At 45.2% G+C, this 26,349-nt stretch carries 21 protein-coding genes and 2 tRNA genes; 11 read left to right on the top strand and 12 right to left on the bottom strand.

What is annotated here, in order from left to right:
• Nucleotides 1-5: 5 nt before the first annotated feature.
• The 8 genes from BTW00_RS11425 to BTW00_RS11390 all read right to left on the bottom strand — a co-directional run bounded on the left by BTW00_RS11425 (nt 6) and on the right by BTW00_RS11390 (nt 8,950).
• Entirely contained in the window at nt 6-944 is a 939-nt protein-coding gene (locus BTW00_RS11425; protein WP_075107508.1) for a DMT family transporter, read from the bottom strand.
• A 25-nt stretch (nt 945-969) separates the two neighbouring features.
• Nucleotides 970-1,392 carry a Replicative DNA helicase gene (locus tag BTW00_RS11420; protein WP_075107507.1) on the bottom strand — a complete coding sequence of 141 codons (423 nt, stop codon included), beginning with the start codon at nt 1,390-1,392 and terminating at the stop codon, nt 970-972.
• A 159-nt stretch (nt 1,393-1,551) separates the two neighbouring features.
• Entirely contained in the window at nt 1,552-2,040 is a 489-nt protein-coding gene (locus tag BTW00_RS11415) for a M48 family metallopeptidase (RefSeq protein WP_075107506.1), read from the bottom strand.
• Between the two features lie 233 nt (nt 2,041-2,273).
• Nucleotides 2,274-4,319 (bottom strand): choline BCCT transporter BetT, encoded by a 2,046-nt coding sequence (betT, locus tag BTW00_RS11410; protein WP_075107505.1) that lies wholly within the window; start codon nt 4,317-4,319, stop codon nt 2,274-2,276.
• 277 nt (nt 4,320-4,596) lie between these two features.
• Nucleotides 4,597-6,297, bottom strand: a complete 1,701-nt coding sequence (betA, locus tag BTW00_RS11405; protein ID WP_075107504.1) for a choline dehydrogenase — start codon at nt 6,295-6,297, stop codon at nt 4,597-4,599.
• Between the two features lie 104 nt (nt 6,298-6,401).
• On the bottom strand, nt 6,402-7,904 hold the full coding sequence (gene betB, locus BTW00_RS11400) for a betaine-aldehyde dehydrogenase (RefSeq protein WP_075107503.1): 1,503 nt from the start codon (nt 7,902-7,904) through the stop codon (nt 6,402-6,404).
• A 106-nt stretch (nt 7,905-8,010) separates the two neighbouring features.
• On the bottom strand, nt 8,011-8,604 hold the full coding sequence (locus tag BTW00_RS11395) for a TetR/AcrR family transcriptional regulator (RefSeq protein ID WP_075107502.1): 594 nt from the start codon (nt 8,602-8,604) through the stop codon (nt 8,011-8,013).
• Nucleotide 8,605: 1 nt separating this feature from the next.
• Nucleotides 8,606-8,950 carry a multidrug efflux SMR transporter gene (locus BTW00_RS11390; protein WP_075107501.1) on the bottom strand — a complete coding sequence of 115 codons (345 nt, stop codon included), beginning with the start codon at nt 8,948-8,950 and terminating at the stop codon, nt 8,606-8,608.
• A 492-nt stretch (nt 8,951-9,442) separates the two neighbouring features.
• On the opposite strand from BTW00_RS11390, the gene BTW00_RS11385 reads away from it, so the two are divergent.
• The 3 genes from BTW00_RS11385 (at nt 9,443) to BTW00_RS11375 (ending at nt 11,125) form a co-directional block, all read left to right on the top strand.
• Nucleotides 9,443-9,518: transfer RNA gene (locus BTW00_RS11385), tRNA-Asn, on the top strand.
• A gap of 190 nt (nt 9,519-9,708) precedes the next feature.
• Nucleotides 9,709-10,041, top strand: a complete 333-nt coding sequence (locus BTW00_RS11380; protein WP_071002054.1) for a CopG family transcriptional regulator — start codon at nt 9,709-9,711, stop codon at nt 10,039-10,041.
• Between the two features lie 352 nt (nt 10,042-10,393).
• Nucleotides 10,394-11,125: a hypothetical protein gene (locus BTW00_RS11375; protein WP_256714061.1), complete on the top strand. Its 732-nt coding sequence runs from the start codon at nt 10,394-10,396 to the stop codon at nt 11,123-11,125.
• A gap of 115 nt (nt 11,126-11,240) precedes the next feature.
• Here BTW00_RS11375 and BTW00_RS11370 read toward each other — a convergent pair.
• From BTW00_RS11370 to BTW00_RS11360, 3 genes are all read right to left on the bottom strand, one after another.
• Nucleotides 11,241-11,331, bottom strand: a tRNA-Ser gene (locus BTW00_RS11370).
• Between the two features lie 92 nt (nt 11,332-11,423).
• The gene (locus BTW00_RS11365) at nt 11,424-12,572 is read right to left on the bottom strand and encodes a type I glyceraldehyde-3-phosphate dehydrogenase (protein ID WP_075107500.1); all 1,149 of its coding nucleotides are present in this window, start codon (nt 12,570-12,572) and stop codon (nt 11,424-11,426) included.
• Nucleotides 12,573-12,716: 144 nt separating this feature from the next.
• Nucleotides 12,717-14,654, bottom strand: coding sequence for an AAA family ATPase (locus BTW00_RS11360; RefSeq protein WP_075107499.1), 1,938 nt, complete (start codon nt 14,652-14,654; stop codon nt 12,717-12,719).
• Nucleotides 14,655-15,168: 514 nt separating this feature from the next.
• On the opposite strand from BTW00_RS11360, the gene BTW00_RS11355 reads away from it, so the two are divergent.
• From BTW00_RS11355 to BTW00_RS11320, 8 genes are all read left to right on the top strand, one after another.
• On the top strand, nt 15,169-16,695 hold the full coding sequence (locus BTW00_RS11355) for an aldehyde dehydrogenase family protein (protein WP_075107498.1): 1,527 nt from the start codon (nt 15,169-15,171) through the stop codon (nt 16,693-16,695).
• 237 nt (nt 16,696-16,932) lie between these two features.
• Nucleotides 16,933-17,961, top strand: coding sequence for an alcohol dehydrogenase AdhP (gene adhP / locus BTW00_RS11350; RefSeq protein ID WP_178379299.1), 1,029 nt, complete (start codon nt 16,933-16,935; stop codon nt 17,959-17,961).
• Nucleotides 17,962-18,161: 200 nt separating this feature from the next.
• Nucleotides 18,162-18,488, top strand: a complete 327-nt coding sequence (locus BTW00_RS11345) for a DUF779 domain-containing protein (protein WP_058023776.1) — start codon at nt 18,162-18,164, stop codon at nt 18,486-18,488.
• Between the two features lie 624 nt (nt 18,489-19,112).
• A complete protein-coding gene (locus tag BTW00_RS11340) occupies nt 19,113-20,753 on the top strand; it encodes an ABC transporter substrate-binding protein (RefSeq protein WP_075107497.1) in 1,641 nt (546 codons plus the stop codon).
• Nucleotides 20,754-20,995: 242 nt separating this feature from the next.
• Nucleotides 20,996-22,012 carry an ABC transporter permease gene (locus BTW00_RS11335; protein ID WP_058023778.1) on the top strand — a complete coding sequence of 339 codons (1,017 nt, stop codon included), beginning with the start codon at nt 20,996-20,998 and terminating at the stop codon, nt 22,010-22,012.
• 157 nt (nt 22,013-22,169) lie between these two features.
• A complete protein-coding gene (locus tag BTW00_RS11330; protein ID WP_058023779.1) occupies nt 22,170-23,084 on the top strand; it encodes an ABC transporter permease in 915 nt (304 codons plus the stop codon).
• Nucleotide 23,085: 1 nt separating this feature from the next.
• Nucleotides 23,086-24,159 (top strand): ABC transporter ATP-binding protein, encoded by a 1,074-nt coding sequence (locus BTW00_RS11325; protein ID WP_178379298.1) that lies wholly within the window; start codon nt 23,086-23,088, stop codon nt 24,157-24,159.
• Nucleotides 24,156-25,127 carry a peptide ABC transporter ATP-binding protein gene (locus tag BTW00_RS11320; protein WP_058023780.1) on the top strand — a complete coding sequence of 324 codons (972 nt, stop codon included), beginning with the start codon at nt 24,156-24,158 and terminating at the stop codon, nt 25,125-25,127. Before BTW00_RS11325 ends, BTW00_RS11320 begins: the two co-directional genes overlap by 4 nt.
• A gap of 12 nt (nt 25,128-25,139) precedes the next feature.
• Here the strand turns inward: BTW00_RS11320 and BTW00_RS11315 are convergent, their stop codons facing one another.
• Nucleotides 25,140-26,120 (bottom strand): NERD domain-containing protein, encoded by a 981-nt coding sequence (locus BTW00_RS11315; protein ID WP_058023781.1) that lies wholly within the window; start codon nt 26,118-26,120, stop codon nt 25,140-25,142.
• Between the last annotated feature and the right edge of the window lie 229 nt (nt 26,121-26,349).

Below are 26,349 nucleotides of genomic sequence, written 5' to 3'. Positions count from 1 at the left end.
GTCTCTCATTCTTCTTTTGTTATTATGGTCGCCATTTTTACGCCGCCCCATGTCACCAGCACCACGCCGATAGCTATCAAAGATGCTCCCAAAAACAACCCCTCAGGTGGACGCTCTCCCTGCAAAAATATCGCAATCGGTACACCAACGACAGCGCCAACCGCCCCTAGTAAACTGAGCAATACAGGGCCACCTGTTTTTTGCAAAAGAAATAATAAGAAAAACTGACCAGCAAACACCCACGCTTGTACGGCTATCAACCCTAGCGGCAGCCAAGCATCCAAAGGTATCGCGACAGAAAAATCAGAGAGCGCGCTAAACAAACCTAGCAGCAATGCCGCCGCCACCAGCATACCGGGTGCAAGCGCACTAGATGAAGCATTGTCAGGCCAGCGTAACGTCCGATAGATATTGCCAATGGCGAGTAGCACTGGGCCACACAGTGCGACTAAGATCCAGAAGACACTAGACTCTGGTGCAGAAAGCTTATGAATAGCCAACACCCCTGCGCCAAGAAGCGCCGCCACTACGCCAAGCGCACGAATGAGATAAAAACGCTCCATACGTAGCATCAGTGCGCCAAGATACGTTAGCAGTGGGGGTAAAGATATAATTAGAGCAACAAACCCTGCCCCAACATGAGGAATGGCCGAAAAGAGCAGTAAATTGGCAGCCGCCACGCTAACAAAGGCGGCGACAAAATAATACTCGATACTACGGGCACTAATAGGCGGTATCTCTTGTTTGATAAGAGCAACGATTAGTAAAATAATGGCCGCGCCAGTGATCGACCAAAACAAAAACGCGAGTGGTGTTAGACTGATATTGACAGCATATTTTGCCAAGTTGGTCGAGATACCAGTAAGCGCACCCCCTGCTAATAGGCAAGCAATAGGCACTAGCCACGTGTTTTTGTGAGTATTTTTATTGAGTAAGTCATTCATCCATTATCCTATTGGACAAGGTCGATCATTCAGTCACCAGTTTCGCAAGCAGCTCATCTATCTCAACCTTAAATTCTTTGTCTTCGATTTTGTTGGCTGCAACTTTGGCATTTTGTAGATGTTGGATAGCCGCTTCAGTCTGACCCGTCTCAAGCTGTAGCACCGCCATAGAAAAAGCGATTGAGGCCATGTGATCTTTTGAGTTGATCGCTGTGGCTTTGATCAATGCCTTATCATAGATAACTAAAGCTTCGTCCAAATCCTCTGTGAAATCAGCAAGGGTCTCCCACTGCTCTGGGTGGTCTTTGTCAGTGCCTTCATTATCGGTACAAATGGCTTTTAGTTCTGCATAAAGCGCATCAAATTTTGCTTGGTCGCCGCGACGATCGGCCTCTAGCAATTCTTCGGCTAAGGTATAGATGGCTTTGTATATTTTGGTATTAATCATTTTTTTCTCTATTTTTCGTGAGATAACAAAAAAATTGTGTCTCAATTTATGTTTTGGCAGTTAAATTTTTAGTACAGGCAAGCTTAGCACGGTTAGCGATAACGTTGAGCGTTTTCAGACGGTGGCAAAGAGATGTTTTGACTTTATATTGCTGTCCAATCATTGCTCTTGCCAGTGCAACCATAAACGCATATCTAATTCGAGCTGATGATACTCAGGTTCCATATGACAACACAGTTGATAAAACGCCTTGTTATGATCATGTTCTTTAAAATGCGCCAGCTCATGTACCACAATCATCCGTAAAAACTCTGGCGGCGCTTCCTTAAATAGGCTAGCCACCGTGATGCTATTGTGTGATTTAAGTTTGCTGCCTTGCACGCGAGACTGGGTAGTATGGATACCTAGCGCATGCTTTAGTACCTTTAACTTACTGCTATAGCTGACGCTTGATAGCGGGCCAATCTTGCGCATGTATTGGTTTTTTATCTCATTGACATAGTGATAAAGCGCCTTATCACTTTGCACTTGGTGCTGGGTGGGATATTTTTTATCCAAATACTCACCCATCCGACCGTCGCTTATCATTTGCGCCGCTTGCGTTTGAATCTGCTCTGAGTAATGCGCTATGTATTTTAATCTGCTCACAACGATATCCTTTGTCTATGTGTTAAAACCTATTTGCGTATCTGCTCAATTTTACCTTATATTGGCTATATGTTATCTCTAGCTTGTTCTACTTCCCATTTACCTTATTTGCCACAAAAAAACCCCATAAGCGGTAGTCAACTTATGGGGTCATTGCTTATAACACTTTCTTATAAAGACGGTCACTTATCGGCTATCGTACATATAGATTGATAGCGCGATGGTCTAGGCCATTAACGCTCTAGATGCAGATACTGCAAATGACGCTCGTACTGATTTAAGATATCGACCAATACCTGCTCTTTGGTATAACCGACCAAGTCATACTCTTGCGAGCCTTCACTTAAGAACACCTCAGCACGATAATAATGCTCTGCCTGCTTGTTTGATGTATTCAATGTAAAGTTAGGACGTTCAGCTTTGATCAAGTTAACTTCATAAATAAAGTCATCTTCATCACCATGACCGACGCGCAGTTTTAGACCGTCGACCTGACCACTGTCTTGGCCCATGCCTGCATCGATATCTTCACCGATACTGGCAAGATTATGCGCATCTAAAGAGGTTTTGAGACCGCCTGCTTTGAACTCTTTTTCGACCTCAGTCATCGCTGGCATTACGACTGTTTTCAAGAATTTTTCGACCTGCGCGTGTCCTGGGAAGCTCACAATGCGTTGCAAGCGTGCTTTCCAGCCTTTACCGCTGTCAAGTACATTGGCAGTACCAATCGTGCTGGCTTTGCGCTTATTGCCCTCTTCTTTCAGTGACTTCCACATGGACATCATATAGAGCACTAGAATCAAAGAGAACGGCAAGCCTGCAATCACAGAGACGGATTGTAATGAGGCAAAACCGCCCGCAAACAATAATCCTAGTGTGATAAGACCTGTTGCCGCCGCCCAAAACAAACGCAACCAAACCGGTGCATCCGTGTCATTAGTCATGCCTTTTGAGCTTAGGTTGGCAAGTACCAACGCGCCTGAGTCCGCAGAGGTGACAAAGAACACCAGACCGATGATTACACCTGCAAATGACAGCACTTCGCTATAGGGGAAATATTCAAATAGCGCAAACATGCCCATGGCGGCATCATTGACGGCAGTTTCACCAAGCGCCGTTGCGCCATTGGCGACCAGATCTATCGCAGTGTTACCAAAGATAGAGAACCATGCAAAAATAAAGCCCAATGGAATGAACATCACGCCAAAGACAAATTCACGTAGCGTACGGCCACGGCTGATACGCGCGATAAACAGACCAACAAACGGTGCCCAAGCCACCCACCATGCCCAGAAAAATATCGTCCAACCTGATTTCCAGTCGGCACCGGCAGTACCGTCATAGGCATAAACATCAAAGGTTTTATAGATAATGGTTTGGAAATATTGACCAATATTTTGCGTAAAGGTGTTTAATAAATATACGGTATTACCCATCACGAGGATGGCAAGCAATAGCAATATTGACGACAACATATTGAATTCAGACAGACGACGTACGCCTTTTTCAACACCTGTCATCGCAGAGACAGCGGCAGCGACGACCACACCGACAATGATCAGCGCCTGAACCATCTTGCTAGATTCAATACCAAAGACATGGGTCAAGCCAGCATTAGCTTGTAGCACCCCAATACCTAGGCTCGTCGCAATACCCATCAACGTACAGACAACACCGAAAGTATCAATCCCATCACCTAGCCAGCCTTTGATCAAGCGTTCACCAAATATTGGCGTGAGCGGTGAGCGTAGCGCAAGTGGCATGTTTTTGCGGTAAGCAAAGTAAGCCAGTGCCATACCAATCAGTGCATAAATACCCCAGCCATGCAGACCCCAATGCAAAAAAGTCTGAGCAAGCGCTTGACGCATGGCCTCGGCGCTCGCAGGCTCTAGGCCCGTATGCGGCGTTAAATAATGCATCAATGGCTCTGATGCCCCAAAAAATAGCAGATCGATACCGATACCCGCTGAAAACAGCATGGCTGCCCACGCTAAAAACGGAAACTGCGCTTTTTCGTGGTCTTGACCCAGCTTAATATCGCCATATTTAGAAAAACCAACGAACAAAGCAAAGATACTATAAGCGGCAACCACTAGCATGTAATACCAGCCAAACTTATCTGATACCCACGCCATACTTGAACTCAGTAAGGTCTCACTATAATCTGGAAAAGCAATGGTCCAGATGATCAATAAAATAGAAATAATAGCCGAACCTAAAAACACAGTTTTGTTTAAGCTCAACGGTTTCGTCACCTCTTTTGATGGCGAACTGTACATAAAAGACCTCAAATAAGTAAATTAAACAGTGTCCGATATTGCTTTGTCCGGCATAGTATTATGACTTTTGACCACATAACGTATACTTAACCGCATGACGCACAAAGCAGTACCAATGAATAAAAGAGAATAAAATGATAAATAACACCCATATATGACATACATTGCGCTCATATATTGACGCTGATAAAAAAGGCCTTTACGTTGAAAGGCCATTATTTTGGAGTTATCTGATATCGTTCTTTATTTAGCAGCATATTTTATGCTGATTTGTCATTTACACCGTTGAGAGATAATCGCGCATTGGCTCAGCGCGTAGCGGCGCTCCATTGGCCACATAATAATCTGCCGTAGAGCGCGGCAATTGTACGCCTTTCATTTTATCAACGATTTTTTCGGCCAGCATAATGGTGGTGGCGTTGAGATTACCACTAATGATATTTGGCATGATAGAGGCATCGACGACTCGTAAGCCATCAATACCATGTACCAGCCCTTGACCATTGACGACCGAATCATTATCTTCGCCCATCGCACAGGTACATGAGGGATGGTAAGCCGTCTCGCCATGCTCGCGCACATAGTCATCTAGCTGCTGATCGGTCACCAAGTCTTCGGTGGGTGAGATGGCAGCACCGCGATAAGGGTCCAGCGCAGGTTGATGCATAATCTCACGCGTAATACGCATCGCCGCGCGGAACTCCTGCCAATCTTGCTCATGTGACATATAGTTAAATAAAATACTTGGATGCGCACTGGGGTCTTTTGAGGTCAGCTTGACGCGACCACGACTTGGCGAGCGCAATGAACCGACATGGGCTTGAAAACTGTGCGAATCACTGGCACTACGACCATCGTAACGCACGGCAAGCGGTAAGAAATGATACTGGATATTTGGGTGAGTGAATGTCTCATCCGTACGGATAAAACCGCCGCCTTCAAACTGATTGGAGGCCCCAAGGCCTGTACCATTGAACAACCACTCCGCACCAATGGCAGGTTTATTCCACCATTTATTGGCAGGCGCAATCGAGACTGGCAGCTTACATTCGTACTGCATATACAGCTCTAAATGATCCTGCAAGTTATTGCCCACACCCGGTAAATCTAGTATTTCTGTCACGCCAGCGTCTTTTAGCCACTGACCAGGGCCGATACCTGAGCGCTGCAATAGCTGCGGTGAGGCAATCGCACCAGACGACACTACCACTTCACGAGATGCGTAAAACTTTTTGGTCTGGCCTCCATGCTCGACCTTGACCCCGACGGCACGCTTGCCATCAAATAAGATCACATCGGTGAGCGCCCCTGTCAAAATCGTGATATTGTCACGCGGCTTGGCGCGATCTAGATAGCCTCGAGCCGTAGATGCGCGGCGACCATTTGGGGTCACAAAGCGATCCATAGGGCCAAAACCTTCTTGCTGATAGCCGTTTAGGTCTTCAGTACGCGGATATCCTGCTTGTACGCCAGCTTCGATCATGGCTTGGAACAATGGATTGACGCCTGGCTTTGAGGTAGTCATCTCAACAGGGCCGCCCGCACCGTGGTAGTCATTTTCGCCGACATCACGGTTTTCTGACTTTTTAAAATACGGTAGGCAATCCAAATACGTCCAGTCTTCCAAACCTTTTATCTTTGCCCAATCATCATAATCGAGCGCATTGCCACGTATATAGCACATACCGTTGATAAGCGATGAGCCGCCAAGCCCTTTACCGCGACCACAGTCCATGACACGGTTGTTCATATATGGCTCAGGATCTGTTTTGTAACCCCAGTTATAGGTCGTCCCTTGCAGCGGCATTGCAAGCGCCGCTGGCATTTGGGTACGAAAATCCAATCGATAATCTGGACGACCTGCCTCTAGTAATAACACGTTGATATCGGCGTCTTCGGTCAGACGCGTGGCCAGCACATTACCTGCTGACCCTGCACCAACAATAATATAATCGTACTCAGGGGTGGTTGATGTCATAACATGCTCCATAATATGGAAAAATATAAATCGGTTGGTAGCAGCAAGGTCAAATGCACAGCGTCATCAGGCCCAAACTGCGCTCACTTTCTCAATACCACTCGTTAAAAGACCGATTCAAACGCACCCAACTCTACTTGGATAGATTTGGTCTGAGTATAGTGCTCAAGCGCCTCAACCCCGTTTTCGCGACCGATACCTGAGTGCTTATAGCCACCAACCGGCATCTGCGCCGCTGACTCACCCCATGTGTTTAACCAGCAAATACCCGCTTCGATCTGAGCGATGACACGATGCGCGCGATTTAGATCCGCAGTCACAACCCCAGCTGCTAAGCCATAATCGGTATCATTAGCGCGGCGGATAACTTCCTCTTCGGTCTCATAGGTCAGTATCGACATGACTGGACCAAAGATTTCCTCACGGACGATGGTCATATCATCGCTGCAATCTGTAAATACCGTCGGCTCAACAAAGGCACCATTTGCCAGTGCGTCTGTCGTGATACGTGCGCCGCCCGTTAGTAGACGAGCACCACCCTCTTTACCTTGCTCGATATAGCCAAGTACACGCTCCATATGCGGGAAGCTGACCAATGGACCCATGTTGATGTTCTCATCCATCGGATCGCCCAGCTTGATACGCTCAACACGCGTCAAGATAGCTTGCTCAAACTTTTCTTGCATCGCTTTAGGAACAAATACGCGCGTGCCGTTGGTACATACCTGACCGGTACTATAAAAATTGGCCATCATCGCGATGTCAGCCGCGGTATCGATATCGGCATCATCAAATATGATCAATGGTGATTTGCCGCCAAGCTCTAATGTCACATCTTTTAGCGATGAGCTTGCCGCGCTCGACATGACCTTTTTGCCCGTTGGTACACCGCCTGTGAATGATACTTTGGCGATATCTGGATGATTGGTCAGTGCTTGACCCACTTCGTAGTTGCCTTGTACGACATTGAATACACCATCTGGCAGTCCCGCTTCTGTCAGGATTTCTGCCAGTTTTAAGGCAGTCAACGGCGTGACTTCTGATGGTTTAAAGATCATCGCATTACCAGCAGCCAATGCAGGTGCGGCTTTCCACATCGCGATCTGAATCGGATAGTTCCATGCGCCAATACCAGCGACCACACCCAGCGGCTCGCGGCGAGTATAGACAAAGCTCGTGTCACGCAGTGGAATCTGACGACCTTCAATCATGGGCGCAAGTCCTGCATAGTACTCAACCACATCAGCACCCGTGACGATATCGACATACTTTGTCTCAGAGTAGGCTTTGCCCGTGTCTTTGGTCTCAAGTAATGCGAGCACATCGTTGCGCGCGCGTAATATCTCAACAGCTTTTGAGAGAATACGACCACGCTCAACGGTGGTCATCGCCGCCCAGATTTTTTGACCTTTATGAGCCGCTTTGACCGCATCATCAATCTGCTCATTGGTGGTTTGCTGAATGGTTGCCAGCACTTCACCTGTCGCTGGATTGATGTCTTCAAAAGTGGCGAGCGTGTCATCGACCGCTAAGTAGCGACCATTAATATAGGCAGTTTGCACTTGTTCTAAATCGATAATGTCTGTCAAATTGTTGATATCTGTCATAAATACTCCTTGGGAGGATTGATAAAAGCGGCAATAAAACGCCGTTTTACCAAATCATATCGTCATTGTGAAAATTCTAAAGTTGGATGGTTAGCAATCCGGATATTTATTGACCCGAACGATTGTCAAAGTCAGGTTGCGTCATTTTTATCAATCGATCATGTAGCGATTTTTTATCTGATATGTTGATACCTGAAAAGTCGGAGAGCCAAATCCCATCAGCGACCAGACGAGCCATACATAGGGTTTCAGTATCGTCAGTGGCGGCATGTTTTTCTAACTGCGTGTTGGCCCATTTGGCCCACAGCTCACGCAGCTCACTATCACCTAGCATCAATACATATAAGGTGGCTTGGTTGTCGTATTCTTTTTGCGCTTTTTCGCCCAGACTGATGGTGGCATCGATATAAGCACGGGTAAAAGCGCCATGACTCACAGGATCTTTTGCCATAGCGGCCTCGACTGCTGCCTCAAATTTCGCCATTGCATCATCGAACACTTCAAGCACAAGGGCATTTTTTGTTGCAAAATGATGCATCACACCGCCCTTTGTCACGCCTGCCGCATCAGCGACTGCCTGAAACGTCACTTTAGATAGCCCTTGCTCAAGCGTGATCCGTGCCGCTTGATCGAGCAGAGCACGGCGAACCACTTCTGGCTGTTTTTTACGCTTATAAGGATTTTCTATTTCTACACTCATATCAATGCACCACAGAATTAGACAATAAATTCATTACAACGACACCGCCAACGATCATGGCGATGCCAACCACTGCTGCCGTATCAAGGGTTTGCTTAAATAGCACCAAACCTGCAAGCGATGTGAGCACAATGCCCAACCCGCCCCATAACGCATAAGCAATGCCTAGCGGTATCACCTTGAGTGTCTGTGCCAATAAATAAAATGAGAGCGCATACAGCGCCCCCATCATCAGCGTCGGCCCTAAACGGGTAAACTGCTCTGATTTCACCAAAAATGTCGTCCCTACCACCTCACATATAATGGCAATGGTTAGGTAACCGTAGGCAATCGTAGTAGAACTCATCTTTTGCGCACCGCCTTTATTTAAGCAACTGCTAATAAAACATAGCAAAGAAACCACATGGTCGGTATTTTATAGATTTCTGTTACCAATGTGAAGGGCTGTCTTGCAACTTTATTGTGTCAAAGCATGTCGTAATGGCTTTTATTTCAAGATAGAACTGTTTTTATTACCTGCTTTGTCTTACGATCTAAATACTCGCGTGCGCTTTTTGCGCATTCTTCTACGTAACGTCTTTTATTTTTATAAGCGTACGTATCATTGTGAGCAAATCGGTCTATTTACGCCCCTATTGAACGAGCAGAGGCGCTGAAACGTCCTATCTGATAAGGGATAAACGCCTATTTATAATAATTGCGATAATATTTATAATTTATCTCAGAATAAGGTTGACAGCCTTTAACGACTTGGCTAAAATGTGCCCCACATAACGCGAACAAGCCAAGTAATGACTGTTTTATAAAGCTTGAAACACTTGCAGTTATGACAGCTTATTCTCCAATAGCTCAGTTGGTAGAGCAACGGACTGTTAATCCGTGTGTCCCTGGTTCGAGCCCAGGTTGGAGAGCCATATACTAAAAACCTTCATCACTATTTGATGAAGGTTTTTTTATTGTTGCCGTTTTCATATTGACTGATCATAATATTCGCATGGCAGCGGTGTTCTTTTTGGCATTTTTGTTGTATGGTAAGATTAGTTTTGATTGGGTTCGTTTTTGTTTGAGTGTTTTACCCCTACTCACTAAAAATAATGGTTTATTATGATACCTGCACGTGTAAAAAATAAGTTCTCTGATCATCCGCAAAAAATCATGCGCCCGATCAGTATTCGGTTGTCTGAAGAAATGATTGCCCTATTAGAAACAACCAGCTCAGAATTGGGTTTTAAGCGCATTCAAGGGCTTATCCGTCTTTATATTCGTCAAGGACTCGATCGTGACCATCAAGATTATACGCTCGCTCATGACGAAGTATTTATTGAGACGTTACGTAAGCGCGGTGTGAGCCAGCGCATCATCGATGAGGCAATCGTTGTGACCCATAACAACAATATCTCTCACTCTTTATCTGAATTGCAAGACAGCGATCAATAATATCCTTCATCAGTCGTATTAATCATAACGATCTGGCTGAGATTGACTGAGACTCTAAGACGTTGTCACTATTTTTATCAAAAAGACCAAGTCTGCTCACGCAAGCTTGGTCTTTTTTGTGGCTATTATAAAGGTGAGATTGCAATTTATAGATTAACCTTGCTCTCTGAACTCTTTTTTGCCTCATACCGACACGCATTTATTCTTTGACCTTATCGTACGTTTGCGACTGTGGTTAGCGATAACTAAACAAAACCCGTTCCCAAACACGGTATATTAAGAAAATAGTCGCAATGATTGGGGTGCATCCTCAATTTCAATATGAGGATGAAAATGTATAAGGAGGGGTACGATGATGGGGTTACAGCAGCATTTTTATAAAACGTTGTGTCTGACTATGGCAGTCGCCATGCTAGCGATAGCACCGGGTTGCTCGTCGCCGCAAACGGATCCAGACCAAAAAACCATACCGACTGACTCTGATCAATGGCAAAAAAAACTGGGACAGACTTTTGAGCAATTACCTGCCGACGATCAGCAGCTACTCAGTCGATATATGCTACGCATGAAGCTTAGCGATGCGTATGAATCGGGCGCCATGCCGCGCACCACTATCAAGCAGGCCCTCATACAACAGCGTGAGTACGAGCGGCTGCATCCTAATAATCCAACAGGCAAAAAAAGTCCTATTGTGACAGGTCAAACAGCAAATGCGACGGCACAGACGTATCCTGTCGCTCTCCTACCGATTAAGACCAGTGATAGCGATAGCTTAAACCAAGTCAAAATGCAGTTTATGCTATCCAACCATGGAGACGTTGCAATACAAAGTTTTCAAGGCACACTAACCATGAAAGACGCCAACCTGAAACAAGGCAAAGACTTCAACGTTCCTCTCATACAATTTGATCCAGCCATCGAGCCAGAACAATCTGGCAAGATCATCATCGAGAGTAGTATTGAAGACATCAATGTCATGCGCGCCATTAAAAACACGAAGGATATGACGATCGAGATTAAAGAAGGCACACTTATATTGGCAGATGATCAAAGCATTGGGTTTGGCAATTCACTAGCTAAATAGGGGGACTGCGCATCATTTGATCTTTTATGAGGTTTATAGAGCCTGTCGTCCAGTATTTATAAAATACACCATAAAAAAAAGCCCCAATCATTACTGATTGGGGCTTTTTAGCATTTGGCGGAGACGGAGAGATTCGAACTCTCGAAGGGCTATGAACCCTTGCCGGTTTTCAAGACCGGTGCATTCAACCGCTCTGCCACGTCTCCATTGGTGCATCATTATATAGACATCCTTTTATAATGCAAGCCCCTAATCTAAAAAAATTCAATTAATTTGCAAATACCTTTGAATCACTGGTTTATCGCTTGCTTGAGGCCAGATGCAGGCACATATCGAGCAGTCTGTTGGCATAACCCCATTCATTATCGTACCACGCAAAAACCTTGTACTGCTCGCCTACTTGCATGAGCTGCTGACCATCTATGATAAGCGACTCAGTTTGATGAATAAAATCACTAGAGACCAACGGCTCATCCGTATAAGCCATGATGTCACGTAAATGCGTCTGACTGGCAGATTGAAGGGCGTCACGGATAATATCAACGCTGACCTCTGGCGTATCAAATACAAAGGTCACATCAATCGCTGCCACATCGATGGTGGGCACCCGTATTGAATGTCCATTTATTTTGCCCGCCATCGCTGGCAATACCCGCTCCGTCGCAGCAATACTACTCGAGGTCGTTGGGATAATATTGTAGCCAGAAGCACGCGCCCGTCTGGGATCTCGATGCGCTTGATCGAGCACGGTCTGATCGGCGGTAACCGCATGAATCTCTGTCATCATAGCGGACTTGACGCCGAACGCTTTATCCAATGTGTCAATCAGCGGCACTAGTGCTTGCGTGGTACAAGAAACGCTGGAGATAATCGGTAAATCAAGCATGAGCGCATCTGTATTGACCCCCATAACGATACAAGCATCCACATCATCGAATGGCGCTGCACCGATGATCACCTGCTGTGCGCCTGCATGGATGTGCAGCATCGCTTGCTCATATGAGCGAAAGTGACCGGTGCACTCTAGTACCACATCGACCCCTAGCGACTGCCAAGGTAGGTTTTGTGGATTGGGTTCTGAGAGCATATTGATGCAATAGGTCAGAGTGTTTTTGGTGAGACAGAGCTGAGTTTTATGCTCATTATCGGCTCCGCTCTCAATAATATCAGCACTGACCCCCAAGCGGCTTAAGCGACCATGCGTGCTATCAAATTTTAATAAATGCAACAAAATATCTGCTGGTGCCAAGTCATTAATCGCGACTACATGGATTGCACGTCCTAATACTTCAAAACGCTCTAGCAAGGCGCGCAGTACATTGCGCCCGATACGACCAAAACCATTAATAGCCACTCTCAATGGCTGTGAGTGCTCACCAGTGGTACGATAGGTCGCCGCTAACGGGTCAGAGGTCAGTTGATAAGTGGCGCTAGAAAAATCAGGCATAAAAGATATCGCTATAAAGGGATATAAAGAATGGGCGTTGTCGCTTTAGACATGCTCTAACAGTTGATTCAATATTTTTTGTTCAAAAAACCGACAGTGTCGTAAAATCTATCTTGTCATAACAAACTATCTTGTCATAACAAACTATGGCGTGATAAAAATCAATGCCAAACGAATGGTGTTGTAGTCAATGCTTTGCTTGAGATGATCGAATATCGGACGCAGTTTGATACTGCCATCATCATTGAAGTCGTTTGGGTTATTGGCAACTTTGATGGCGACATAAGCGTTGCCAACCGCTGTCATGATCTCATCATTTGGACGCAGATGATCGCAGGCAAGACTCGGATCTTGTGATTTTAGCTCACCGATATGGCGCATGATGGTCGATTGTGACAATTGACGTGCTTCTGAAATCTCCGCAATGGTCAAACTCTCCTCCAATAACACTCTGGTCGCAAGTAGAGTACTGTCTGATTTGTCAGAGACCTGATTGCCTAACTTCTGTTTTTTATCGATTTTCGCTTGCTGTTGTTCGCGGCGCTTTTTTTGCAGCGCAGCATAGGCGTCAATCACGGATTGACTGAGCGTACCACCTGACTTTAAAACAAACTTCTCATGTGCCTGCTGCATGCTTTCTTCATCTAGCATCGCATAATTGGCATCCGCCTCTTCAGACAGTACCAGAAACCGCTTATCTGCGCCGCGAGCCAATGGATCGAGTTGCAAGCTCATGTCGTTCATACCCAGCAGCTGTAGACCTGATAGCGACTTGAGGCGTGATAATGCCACATAACCTTGTCCCAACTCAAAGGTACGCGACAAATCGATTTCAGCCGCATCGAGGGTCATGCCCTGCGATTTATGTATGGTAATCGCCCATGCCAGACAGAGCGGTACTTGTAAGTAACTTGCCAGCACCTCACCCGTTTCATCTTCGATAATCCATTCTTCAGGCTCAGCGATGACTTCTCGTCCTGAATTAAGCCGCACGACAGGCATTTTCTGGGTCGTTGGTTTCTTCGACTTTGGCTTTTCTTTATCTTTCTTAGCAGCGGACTTTTTACCTTTTGTCATTTTTTCGCCAGCAGCATCCTCATCAACGTCATCGCTGCTATCGTCTTCGATTAACGCGTCACTACTTTCCTTATCGTCTATTTTGACAGCAGCAAATCCAATTAACTCGCCCATCGTTCCGTTAGAGACACCAAGCTCGGCATTGTTTTTGATAAACATTACCTTAGCGCCGACTTTTAGAATCAGCTCGTCTTGGGTACGCACGGTCTTTTTTAGCGTCTCAACCAGCTTACTATCGCCTGTCGCCGTCGCCTCAAAACGCATCATCTCGCCATCTAGAGACGCAAGTTCTTTGTCATTGATTTTATTGACGTTGAGATTGTGGGTATACAGACGCGTACGCTTGATATCGACGCTTTGATCGTACGTGTTTTCTAAGGCGGCAATCGCCTCAAAGGTCACTTCCTGACGACGGATTTGGTTGAGAATATCATCCAAATCAAGCCCGCCATTTGCCGCTTCACTGACTTGACGATGCTGCTCTGATAAATAGCAAATATGGAATTTGGCATCGAGCCACGCTTCAGACATAAAGGCGAATTTTTCACGATTCGTCTCCCCTTTACTGCCAATCGGCGGTAACTGAAAAAAATCTCCTGCGACCACGACTTGGATGCCACCAAAGGCTTTGTCGTTTTTGCGAATATGCTTGAGCACTTGGCTAACCAAGTTGAGCTGCTTGGCATGTAGCATTGATATCTCATCGATGACCAACACAGCCGTGTCTTTTAGTCTGTCTGCCAAGAACTGTTTGCGTGACAAATTGGTCAAATCTCGGTCGCTCAGCTCATCTTTGATACCGATGCCTGACCAACTATGAATCGTTGTGCCATTCATATGCGTGGCGGCAATACCGGTACTGGCCGTCACCGCAACAGGTACCCGGCGAGCGCGTAGATAATCGATGTATTGATTGAGGGTATACGTCTTACCTGAGCCTGCCGAGCCAGTCAAAAAGACGTTTTGACCTGTTTTTAAGATATCAAGAGCAGAAGATTGACGCATAGATTCAAACCAACTATTAGTATAAAAAGAGAGTAACAACACAGTCATGACAACTGACAGAGTAGTGCAACGGTTCATACCCGAACGGCAGGGATTTTAAGCTCAAACAATTTAAAACTATCGCCAATATAATTAATAACAATTGTCTATTAATTATGTTTTATAGAAGCACTTTATTCTATACACTCATAAAAAACCAATATGTTATCTTTTGACTTATCCAGTAATAAAATCGTTAAAGATATTCTTATTATTACTATACCGTTAAAGTATTACAGCGATATTATTTTTCACTAAAAAACAAATCTTAAAGTTATACATTCACTCATCAGTCATTATAAAATTTTAGTATGATTATCAGCAGAAGCCGAGTAGTATGGAACGTGTACAGAGAGCAATTGATGTTAATCAATCACAACATCAACTGATATTGTTTTGCGATAACAGATATTAGGATAGATAAAATTGCGCCTGTATTATCCGATAAAACAAACAACACAACAAGGAGTGTTTCATGCTGTATGCAAATCCCAATACGGAAGGTAGCCCTGTTCAGTTCCGCGAAAAATACGATAACTTTATTAATGGTGAGTGGACCGCTCCTATCGATGGAGAGTATTTTGATAACACAAGCCCCATCGATGGTAAAACTATTTGCCAAGTCGCCCGCTCAAAACCTGCCGATATTGAAAAAGCACTAGATGCCGCACATGCTGCCAAAGATGCTTGGGGCAAGACTAGTGTTACTGAACGTGCCAACTTGTTACTCAAAATTGCTGACAGCATGGAAGCCAACCTAGAAGCGATTGCGATTGCCGAATGTTACGAAAACGGCAAGCCTGTTCGTGAGACACTCGCAGCCGACATCCCTCTAGCCATTGATCACTTCCGTTATTTTGCCAGCGCCATTCGCGCACAAGAAGGCGGTATCAGTCAGATTGACGAAGACACTGTGGCTTATCATTTTCATGAGCCACTTGGTGTCGTCGGTCAAATCATTCCTTGGAACTTTCCTATCCTAATGGCCGTATGGAAGCTAGCACCTGCCCTTGCTGCTGGTAACTGTGTCGTTCTAAAGCCAGCCGAACAAACGCCAGTTTCTATTCTGTTCATGTTAGAGACCATCGGCATCGCTGATATTTTACCAAAGGGTGTACTGAACGTCGTCAATGGCTTTGGGGTCGAAGCGGGTAAGCCACTTGCGTCAAATCCGCGCATCAATAAAGTTGCCTTTACAGGTGAGACTACCACTGGCCGCCTCATTATGCAGTACGCGAGCGAAAACATCATTCCAGTGACGTTAGAGCTTGGTGGCAAAAGCCCTAACATCTTCTTTGCCGATGTTATGGATGAGGACGATGACTTCTTGGACAAAGCGGTCGAAGGTCTAGTGATGTTTGCACTGAACCAAGGTGAAATCTGCACCTGTCCATCGCGGGCACTCGTTCATGAGAGCATCTATGATGAGTTTATCAAACGCTGTATCGCCCGTGTCGAGGCCATCAAAATGGGCAACCCACTCGATACCGACACCATGATTGGCGCGCAAGCCAGCTCAGACCAACTAGAGAAAATTTTATCTTATCTCGACATCGGTAAAAAAGAAGGCGCAAAAGTGCTCGTCGGCGGAGAGCAAGCTAAGCACGATGGCGACTTGACAGACGGTTACTACGTCAAGCCAACGATCTTTGAGGGCACCAACGACATGCGCGTGTTCCAAGAAGAGATCTTTGGACCTGTCCTTGCCGTGACTACTTTTAAAGACGATGACGAAGCCATGCAGATTGCCAATGACACCTTGTATGGTTTAGGCGCTGGTGTATGGACCCGTAGTGTACACAAGGCATATCGCTTCGGACGTGGTATCCAAGCAGGCCGCGTATGGACCAACTGCTATCATATTTATCCATCACATTCGGCGTTCGGTGGTTACAAACAATCTGGTATCGGACGTGAAAACCATTTAATGATGCTCGACCACTATCAGCAAACCAAAAACATGCTGGTATCGTACAGCCCTAAAAAAATGGGCTTCTTCTAAACCATCATTGCTAATCATGGAGCGGGTTATCACAAGTGTTACATAGCCCGCTCGCTAAAACGATCTAAATAAAAAAACTGAGACGAATTTTTATATCCTCTAATGCGCTTAGGCGCACAGCAGGAAAAATTTGTAACAGTCTTGCGTTCAAAATAAGGTGTTTGCATGTTTTGAACGCAATATCGCAACAACTTTTTATATCAACATTTATCAATCACCCATAAAAGAGAGCTTATTATGACTAACAAAATGAAAGCCGCTGTATTACATGAGTTCGGTCAAGACTTAAAAATCGAAGAAGTCGACATTCCAACCGCAGGTGCTGGGCAAATAGTTGTCAAAATGCACGCCTCAGGCGTCTGTCATACTGATTTACATGCAGTTGAGGGGGACTGGCCTGTTAAGCCAAGCCCGCCATTTATCCCAGGTCATGAAGGTGTTGGCGTGATCACGGCGGTCGGTGACGGCGTAACTCATGTCAAAGCAGGTGACCGAGTTGGTGTGCCATGGCTATACTCTGCTTGTGGTCACTGTACGCATTGCTTGGGTGGCTGGGAAACCTTATGTAAAAAGCAAGAAAACTCTGGTTACTCAGTGAACGGTAGCTTTGCAGAATACGTCCTTGCAGATGCCAACTATGTTGGCATTATTCCTGAGAGTGTCGACTCCATTGAGATTGCCCCTGTTTTATGTGCGGGCGTCACGGTATATAAAGGTCTTAAAATGACCGACACCAAGCCAGGCGACTGGGTTGTTATTTCAGGTATCGGCGGCCTTGGTCACATGGCTGTACAATATGCCATTGCCATGGGGCTCAATGTTGCTGCTGTTGATATTGATGACGAAAAACTTGAATTCGCCAAAAAGCTGGGGGCAACAGTGACGGTAAATGCCAAAAATACAGACCCAGGCGAGTTGCTACAAGAAAAAATCGGTGGCGCTCATGGCGTGTTAGTCACTGCAGTATCATCAAAAGCTTTTGATCAAGCCTTAAGCATGTTACGTCGCGGTGGTACTTTAGTATGTAACGGGCTCCCCACTGGCGACTTCCCGGTGTCAATCTTTGATACTGTACTCAATGGTATCACCATACGCGGCTCTATCGTTGGCACACGTCTTGACTTACAAGAGTCGCTAGATATGGCAGCGGCTGGCAAAGTCAAAGCGACCGTCAAAGCTGAGCCGTTAGAGAACATCAATGATATTTTTGAGCGGATGCGTAATGGCAAAATCGAAGGTCGTATCGTCATCGACTATAATCAATAACGGATAGTAAAATGACAGTGTTATAAGCTTATTACATAGTTATTCCAACTGTCAATTATCAGCCGAAGGTCGTATCTTTTTAGTCATATGCCAGTTGTGATGTGTCTGAAGATGATGCGACCTTTTTGATTTGACTGTGGCATACTGATACTAGAGAGCAATTATATAAACCATGGATGGGCCATAAGAAGGAGTACGATATGAAACTGGCAGCAACAGAATCTTGTAAAGCGTTAATTGAGCTACTAAAGTCCAAGCATGGAAAACTGATGTTTCATCAGTCAGGTGGCTGCTGTGATGGTAGCTCGCCGATGTGCTATCCATTAGGAGAGTTTAAGGTAGGCGGTCAGGATGTGCTGGTTGGTGAGCTTGTTGGCTGTCCATTTTATATGGGACGCGCACAATACAATCTATGGCAGCATACCGATTTGACCATTGATGTCGTCAATGGTCGCGGTGCGAGTTTTTCGTTAGAAATCCCTGAAGGCAAACGCTTTATCGTACGCTCAGAAATCTGTACGATATAAGGACGTTTGACGCAAAACTAGGTAGCATTAATCTTAAATAATGTACCCCATATGACAGTCTTAGCTTGTCCTATGATATTGGGGAAAAACTGGCTGATTTAATAAAAACAAATCATAGCAGCACCTAATAACCACAGCATCTAATAGCTACCGCACCAAATAGTCAGCAGCTGCTCAATAATCCACTGATTTTTACAAATCATTGTCATTTATACATTTGTCTATCATCACAACAATAAAAATATTTGTATCCGAAAAGTAACTAATTTATTAATATACATGCATATTAATAACTTTTTATTATGAATTTTACTGTCAAAATTCGTAAAAGTTACCTTTTTTGGGTGTATTAGCTCTCTAAAATAATAGAAATCGTCTTTTTTATTAAATTATTTCAAAGATTTCTTGCATTATCGCTATTTATGAGAGTATATTCAAACGACTTATTTATAACGATATGTTCTACATTATATAAATTAAATCTTTCTCAACTTTATATATGTATCTTTTTGTAAAAAACATATCTTCAAAATAAATATACCAAAAGCAGTTGAAAGTTTGCTAATTCCTCAGACAGGCATAGCAATTTATAAGCAACTACCTATCATTACATGGGACGTAATAATGCAAAAATCATTCTTTAAACTGACGCTGTTGACAACGCTTATCTTGGGTATGAGTGCTTGTAGTGGCGACAATAAAACCACTGACGAGTCTGCTGCCAGCTCAGATGCAAAAGCCGCTAAAACCCTACTTTATTGTTCAGAAGGCAGCCCAGCTGGTTTCGATCCCGCACAGTACACCGCCGGCACCGATTTTGATGCGAGTGCTTATCCTATCTATAACGGTTTGGTACAGTTTAAAAGAGATGGGACTGAAATTCAGCCAGGACTCGCTGAAAGCTGGGATATTAGCGAAGATGGTAAGACCTATACCTTTAATCTTCGAAAAGGCGTCAAGTTCGGTAAAACCGATTATTTCACACCAAGTCGCGATTTTAACGCAGACGATCTGATTTTTACATTAAAACGTCTCACCAACCCAGACTTTGAATTTAACAAAGCTTACCCTGCAGAATTCCCCTATTCAGTTGGCATGGGATTACCTGATATCATCTCAAATATCGAAAAGGTCGACGACTATACTGTCAAAGTCACGCTTAACGAAGTCAATGCCCCATTTTTACAAAACCTAGCGATGCCATTTGCTTATATCAACTCTGCTGAATATGCAGATCAGTTGATGGCCTCTGGTAATGAGCCTGATATCAATAACAAACCTGTTGGTACTGGGCCTTTCGTCTTTACGTCCTATCAAAAAGACGCGCAAATCCGTTATACCAAAAACCCAGACTATTGGGACAAAGACAACATCTACATCGACAACCTTGTGTTTGTTATTACTAAAGATTCAGCCGTTCGTGCGCAAAAAGTTCAAGCGGGTGAATGTCATGTATCGGCATATCCAAAGCCTGCCGAAATTGAATCGGTCAAAAAATCTGGTAAAGCCACCGTTCTTGATCAACCAGGTTTCAACGTCGGTTATGTGGGCTACAACGTTGAAAAGCCGAAGCTAAGTGATCTTAAAGTACGTCAAGCATTGGATATGGCGATCAATAAAGACGCGATCATCAATGCTGTCTATCAAAGCGAAGGTCTCAAGGCAACCAACCCAATGCCGCCTACGCAGTGGGGCTACGACGATTCTTTAAAAGATGCACCTTATGATGTTGAAAAAGCAAAAGCGCTGATTAAAGAAGCTGGCGCGGACAATATGAACATCGACTTATGGTACATGCCTGTTCAACGTCCATATAACCCTAATGCCAAACTCATGGCTGAAATGCTCCAAGCAGATTGGGCGAAGATTGGCGTCAATGCCAAACTGGTTACTTATGAGTGGGGCGAATACCTAAAACGCGCGGCGAAAGGCGAGCCTGATGTGATCTTGGCAGGTTGGACGGGTGATAATGGTGATCCGGATAACTGGTTGGGCTCATTACTGTCTTGTGACGCGGTCGGTGGTAATAACTACTCACGTTGGTGTAATAAAGACTTTGATAATTTGGTCATGAAAGGACGTCAGGTCACCAATCAAGATGAGCGTGTGGATGACTATGTACAAGCTCAGCAGATCTTCAAAGAGCAGCTTCCTTGGACGACTATGGCGCATTCGGTAGTTACCGTGTTCACTGCACCAAACGTTGTGGATTTCAAAATCAGTCCACTTGGTGCTGTACGTTTCGATGGCGTGAAAGTTGAATAGCCTTAGCTAATTACGTCCGGTACGACATGCACTATTATTTGATTTGTATTCGGCTGGCTCAGAATCTCTGTTCCAGCCGTATTTATATGAGTTGATTGTTTTTCGACTCACATACTTTTCATTTGAGCACCTTTCACTTGAGTACTTTTGATTTAAGTGCTTGGTCATTTAAGGGCATGGTCACGGACGACCTCATTCATTGCTACTACTCCACTCATTGAATCACAACTATTGAGCAGCCCATGCTACTTTATATTCTGCGCCGTATCGCCATTCTTATTCCTGTCTATCTTGGCCTCACGCTATCGACTTTTACTCTGATCCGTCTCGTACCAGGCGATGCAGTCGAGATCATGATGGGTGAGCGTATGGTGGATCCAGAGCTACATGCTCGCGCCCTAGAAAGACTGGGATTAGACAAACCCCTTATCGTTCAATACTGGGATTACTTGACGGGTATATTGACGGGTGACTTTGGTCAATCCTTTCGTACTCGCTCTCCTGTGTTACAAGACTTTTTTGCGCACTTCGTTCCAACGTTAGAGTTGGCGCTATGTGCGATTGTCATTGCTAGTGTGATTGGTGTGAGCTTGGGTATCTTTGCCGCGCTACGCCGTGGTACTTGGATTGACTATACTCTGATGTCAGGGGCGCTGGCAGGATACTCGATGCCGATCTACTTACTAGGCCCTATTCTGACAGGTATATTCGCTCACTATCTTGGCCTTTTACCCGTTGCTGGTGTGATCTCTGTCGCACAGTTCTTGGATGTCCATCCCTTGTACGGCTCATGGTTGCTTGGCTCTCTCACCTCAGGGGAACCGGGCGCTTTTTGGAATGTGGTCAAACACTTTATCTTGCCATCAATCGCACTATCGACCATTCCACTCGCGATGATCGCGCGGATGACACGCTCTGCGATGCTGGAAGTGTTGGATGAAGACTATGTGCGTACGGCTCGCGCCAAGGGCTTATCGCCACGCCGCGTGATCATGGTACACGTGATGCGTAACGCGCTAATCACTGTCGTCACTGTGGTTGGCTTACAAATGGCAACCTTGCTTGCAGGCGCGATTATTACCGAGACTATCTTTAGCTGGCCGGGTGTTGGTAATTGGCTTCTCGATGGCTTTTTTACTCGTGATTACCCCATTGTGCAAAACGGTATTTTGTTGGTCGCCACTGCCTTGATTTTGGTCAGTTTATTTATTGATATTTTGTATGGTCTGATCAATCCACGTATTCGACATACCTCTTAATGTCACAATGTTGCAGTGTTGCAATGTCACATTGATAAATACTTATATTATAAATAGTGATGATTGGCGCTGAAGTGATGTTTTAGCAATGCTTAGTACTTTTTTAGGAACAAAATTCTAAAAAATGTCACTGCGCTAGCCACTATAGGAACTGCTCATGAAGCCTTCTGTTCTCCCCTCTGATGTCAATCTGATGGCTGCCACACCGCCATCGTCTTGGCAACTATTTTTATCGACCTTTTGCCGAAACAAGGGCGCGGTGTTGGGTTTTATTATTCTCATGCTAATGGTTATTGTTGCCATACTCGCGCCCGCAATTGCCCCCCATGACCCTTATGAATTATTTACCGGCCAAGAGCAATTGCCGCCAGCCTTTTTAAGTGGTGGTGATGCGATGTTTTGGCTAGGCACGGATGATGCTGGACGAGATACCTTGTCTCGGGTGATGTATGGCGCGCGTTACTCTTTATTTATCGGTCTGAGCGCGACGACCCTTGCGATGCTAGTCGGTATTTCACTAGGACTTAGTGCCGCATTTTGGCCCAAGGTTTGGGGCAAAGCGGTCATGCTGGTCAATGATATTTTGATGTCATACCCTAGCTTACTATTGGCCATCATCATTGCCGCTATCTTAGGGCCCTCTATGACCAATACGATTATTACGATTGCACTGGTCTGTACGCCGCCCTTTATTCGTCTGACTCGCGCCACCGCAATGGTAGAGCTACAACGTGAGTACTTTATCGCCTCGCAGGTGATGGGTGCTGGTGTGCTGCGTTTATTATTTATCACGATTCTACCCAACTGTATGGCACCGCTCATCGTACAGGCGACGATGATTTTTTCTTCTGCTATTTTAGAAGCGGGTGCGATTGGTTTCTTAGGTTTTGGTGTACAGCCACCTGATGCTGAATGGGGCGCGATGCTCGGTACGGCTCGTCAATACATTCAAAGTAACGTTTGGCTCGCTATTTGGCCAGGTGTCGCTATCTTCTTGGCTGCATTGTCGATTAACTTGACGGGTGATGGCCTGCGTGACGCGCTCGATCCCAAATTAAAGCAGGTGACCTAAGATGACTGAACCTTTAATTAAAACGCCTACCACTCACACTTCTATGAATGGTGCATCAACAACAGACGCGCCGCTGTTATTGGACATCGAAAATCTGTCGGTCACTTTTGGTCAAGGAAAGCGTGCCTTTCGTGCTGTCGATGATGTGTCTTTAAAAATCACACAAGGTGAAGTCATCGCTGTCGTTGGTGAATCCGGCTCAGGTAAGTCAGTCACGATGATGGCGCTAATGGGGCTATTGCCGCCGTCTGCCACCGTCCGCGCCAAGCGAGTGATGTTTGATAATAAAGACATGATCAGTATGCCTGCCAAAGAAAAACGCGGCATCATTGGCAAAGACATCTCTATGATCTTTCAAAATGCGATGTCTTGCCTCAACCCAAGCTTTACCGTTGAGATGCAGCTGGGTGAAGTACTGCGCAAGCATCTTGGTTTGCGCGGTGCAGCAGTACAGGCACGCATATTAGAGCTGTTAGAGTTGGTCGAAATGCCTGACGCCAAAAACCGACTCAAAGTGTATCCACATCAACTCTCAGGCGGTATGAGCCAGCGCGTTATGATTGCGATGGCGCTTGCATGTGAACCAAAACTGCTCATCGCCGACGAGCCGACCACCGCACTTGATGTCACCGTACAAGCGCAGATTATGGATTTGCTCGGTCGATTGCAACGCGAAAAACAAATGGCGATGGTTTTGATTACCCATGATTTGGGCCTTGTTGCACAAAACTCGCGTGATGTCGCGGTCATGTATGCTGGGCAAGTGGTTGAAACTAGTACCGTGCCAGAGGTTTTCCAACATCCTGCACACCCTTATACAGAGGCGCTCTTACAAGCCATTCCTGAGCTGGCTATCGGACAAGATCGATTGAACAGCTTGCCTGGGGTCGTACCAAGTCAATATGATCGCCCAAGCGGGTGCTTATTATCTCCTCGCTGCCCATATAAAGAGCCTGCTTGTGACGTGCCGCCGCCTATTTTGGACACACCAAATGGCAAAGTGCGCTGCATTTATGCCGATCCTACTGCTCGCACCCCCATCTCTCACGCTGCTATTTTGGAGTCACAAGTATGAGTAATAAAGTGGTTTTAAAAGCAGACAATCTACATAAGCACTATCCGGTATCACAAGGATTGGGCAAACCAAAAGCGCACGTCAAAGCGCTGAACGGTATCTCTTTTGAGCTTGAGGCTGGCAAGACATTGGCAGTCGTTGGTGAATCAGGCTGCGGCAAATCCACCCTTGCCCGCCAGCTGACACTCATCGAGCAGCCGACGCAGGGCGAGCTTTTTATCAACGACGAAGCCACCACTGGCTATAGCAGAAAGGCGCTCAAAGACTTACGTACCGAAATTCAAATGGTCTTCCAAAACCCTTATGGTAGCTTGAATCCGCGTCATACTATAGCCTATCAATTGACAGAGCCGTTGGATATTCATACCAATCTGTCTAAAGAAGAAAAGCGTGACAAAATCAACGAGATGATGAGAAACGTGGGTCTACGTCCTGAACATGCTGGGCGTTTCCCACATATGTTTTCGGGTGGTCAGCGCCAGCGGATTGCCCTTGCCCGCGCGATGATGCTCAATCCTAAAATCGTCGTCGCTGATGAGCCTACCTCTGCACTTGATGTGTCGATTCAAGCGCAAGTCTTAAATCTGTTTATGGATTTGCAGGATGAGTATCGTACCGCTTACGTCTTTATCTCACACAACTTGTCAGTCGTACGTCATGTCGCTGATGATGTGATGGTCATGTATTTAGGTCAAGCGGTCGAACACGGGCCCAAAGAAGCCATTTATAATGCGCCAAAACATCCTTATACCATCGCATTACTGGCAGCTGCACCCACAGTAAATGGCCAAAAGAAAGATTTAACCCTACAAGGTGAGCTACCAAGCCCGCTTAATCCGCCAAGCGGGTGCGCTCTACATAAACGCTGTCCATATGCGACCTCGCAGTGCAGCGAAATCGAGCCACAACTGCGCGAATGGGATGGTCGATTGGTAGCTTGTCTGCGTTTGGAAGAAATATATGGGTAATGTGACTAGTAGTTAATCAATATTTACTACGCCGCGGCATTTAGGAAATTGCGCGCACCCATAAAAGGAATGTCCTTGGCGTGCGCCATTTTTTGCCACACGTTTGACCATCTCGCCGTTGCATCTTGGGCAGGTTGGCGCTTGATCGATATTAGCGTCATGGTCTGTCGCTTTAAGTATCGCAGGTTCATTCACTTTTGGCTCAGATTCTATAATCTCAAATGGCGTAAGAAAAACCTTATCAGCCATATCATGCGGTTTGATTATTTGCTGAGTATTTAGACTATCAATTGGTAATGCGGTAGATTCAACCTCAGTTTGACCAGACCATCCATGTGCTTCCCTACTTTTTAGAGGAGTTCTTCTTACAGTTTCTTTAACTATTGGTTCAAGTGTAGGATTCTCAGTATTCTTACTTGGGTTGCTATGCTTATCTTTTAGATAAGCTTTATGCTGCCGATTGGTGCGCCAAGACTTACTAAATCTATTGCTATTAATTTGCTCAACGATAGATGAAACCTCGTCTTCAGTGAGTAGCTTATCTTGTTTTTTCTTTACATACGAGACCATACCACTGGTCAATACATGCTCGGGCAACTCATCGCGGGTTTTTAACTCGCACTCACCGATAAAAGCAATCATCGAATGGAAGTAGCTCAGCTCCAAGCCTAATAAATCTGCGAGCGTCTTAATATGTAAGTAGTTTTGACGTAGCGGATTTTGGAATTTGAATTTACTTCCATTTGGAAAAGCTTGTATCCACTGCTTTTGCTTCTCGCTACCGTATATCCAACCTTTGTAGTTTTTGGTTTCAATGACAAAGATGCCGTATACAGAGACGATGACGTGATCGATTTGCGTACTACCACCATTGGCTAATGGCAAAGTGACATTGTTTAGCCGATGATAAACGTCTTTTTCAAGCTTTAGCCACATGGCGACGTTGATGACGGTTTCACCTAGGAAGCCTTTGAAGGTGGATTTTAGGGACATAGGAAGCGTCTTTTAAATTCATAGCAAGTTAAATATCGATTATAATAAGTTATCAACCACATTAAAAAATTTATAAGGAAGTATTAAGTGATTACAGTGGAGTATCTGATATTTAACGATAAGAAAGAAAGCCTGTGCTGAGACCATCCCGAATTCTGTGTAACTGCCGTTTAGATTAAATGCTTGCTGATACGGTCATCAAACATAATCATAAAGCGATTTAAAGCAG

Source organism: Psychrobacter sp. C 20.9, from assembly GCF_001921765.1.
In the GTDB taxonomy this organism is placed as follows: domain Bacteria; phylum Pseudomonadota; class Gammaproteobacteria; order Pseudomonadales; family Moraxellaceae; genus Psychrobacter; species Psychrobacter piscatorii_B.
This window is presented reverse-complemented; position numbering and strand designations above follow the sequence as displayed.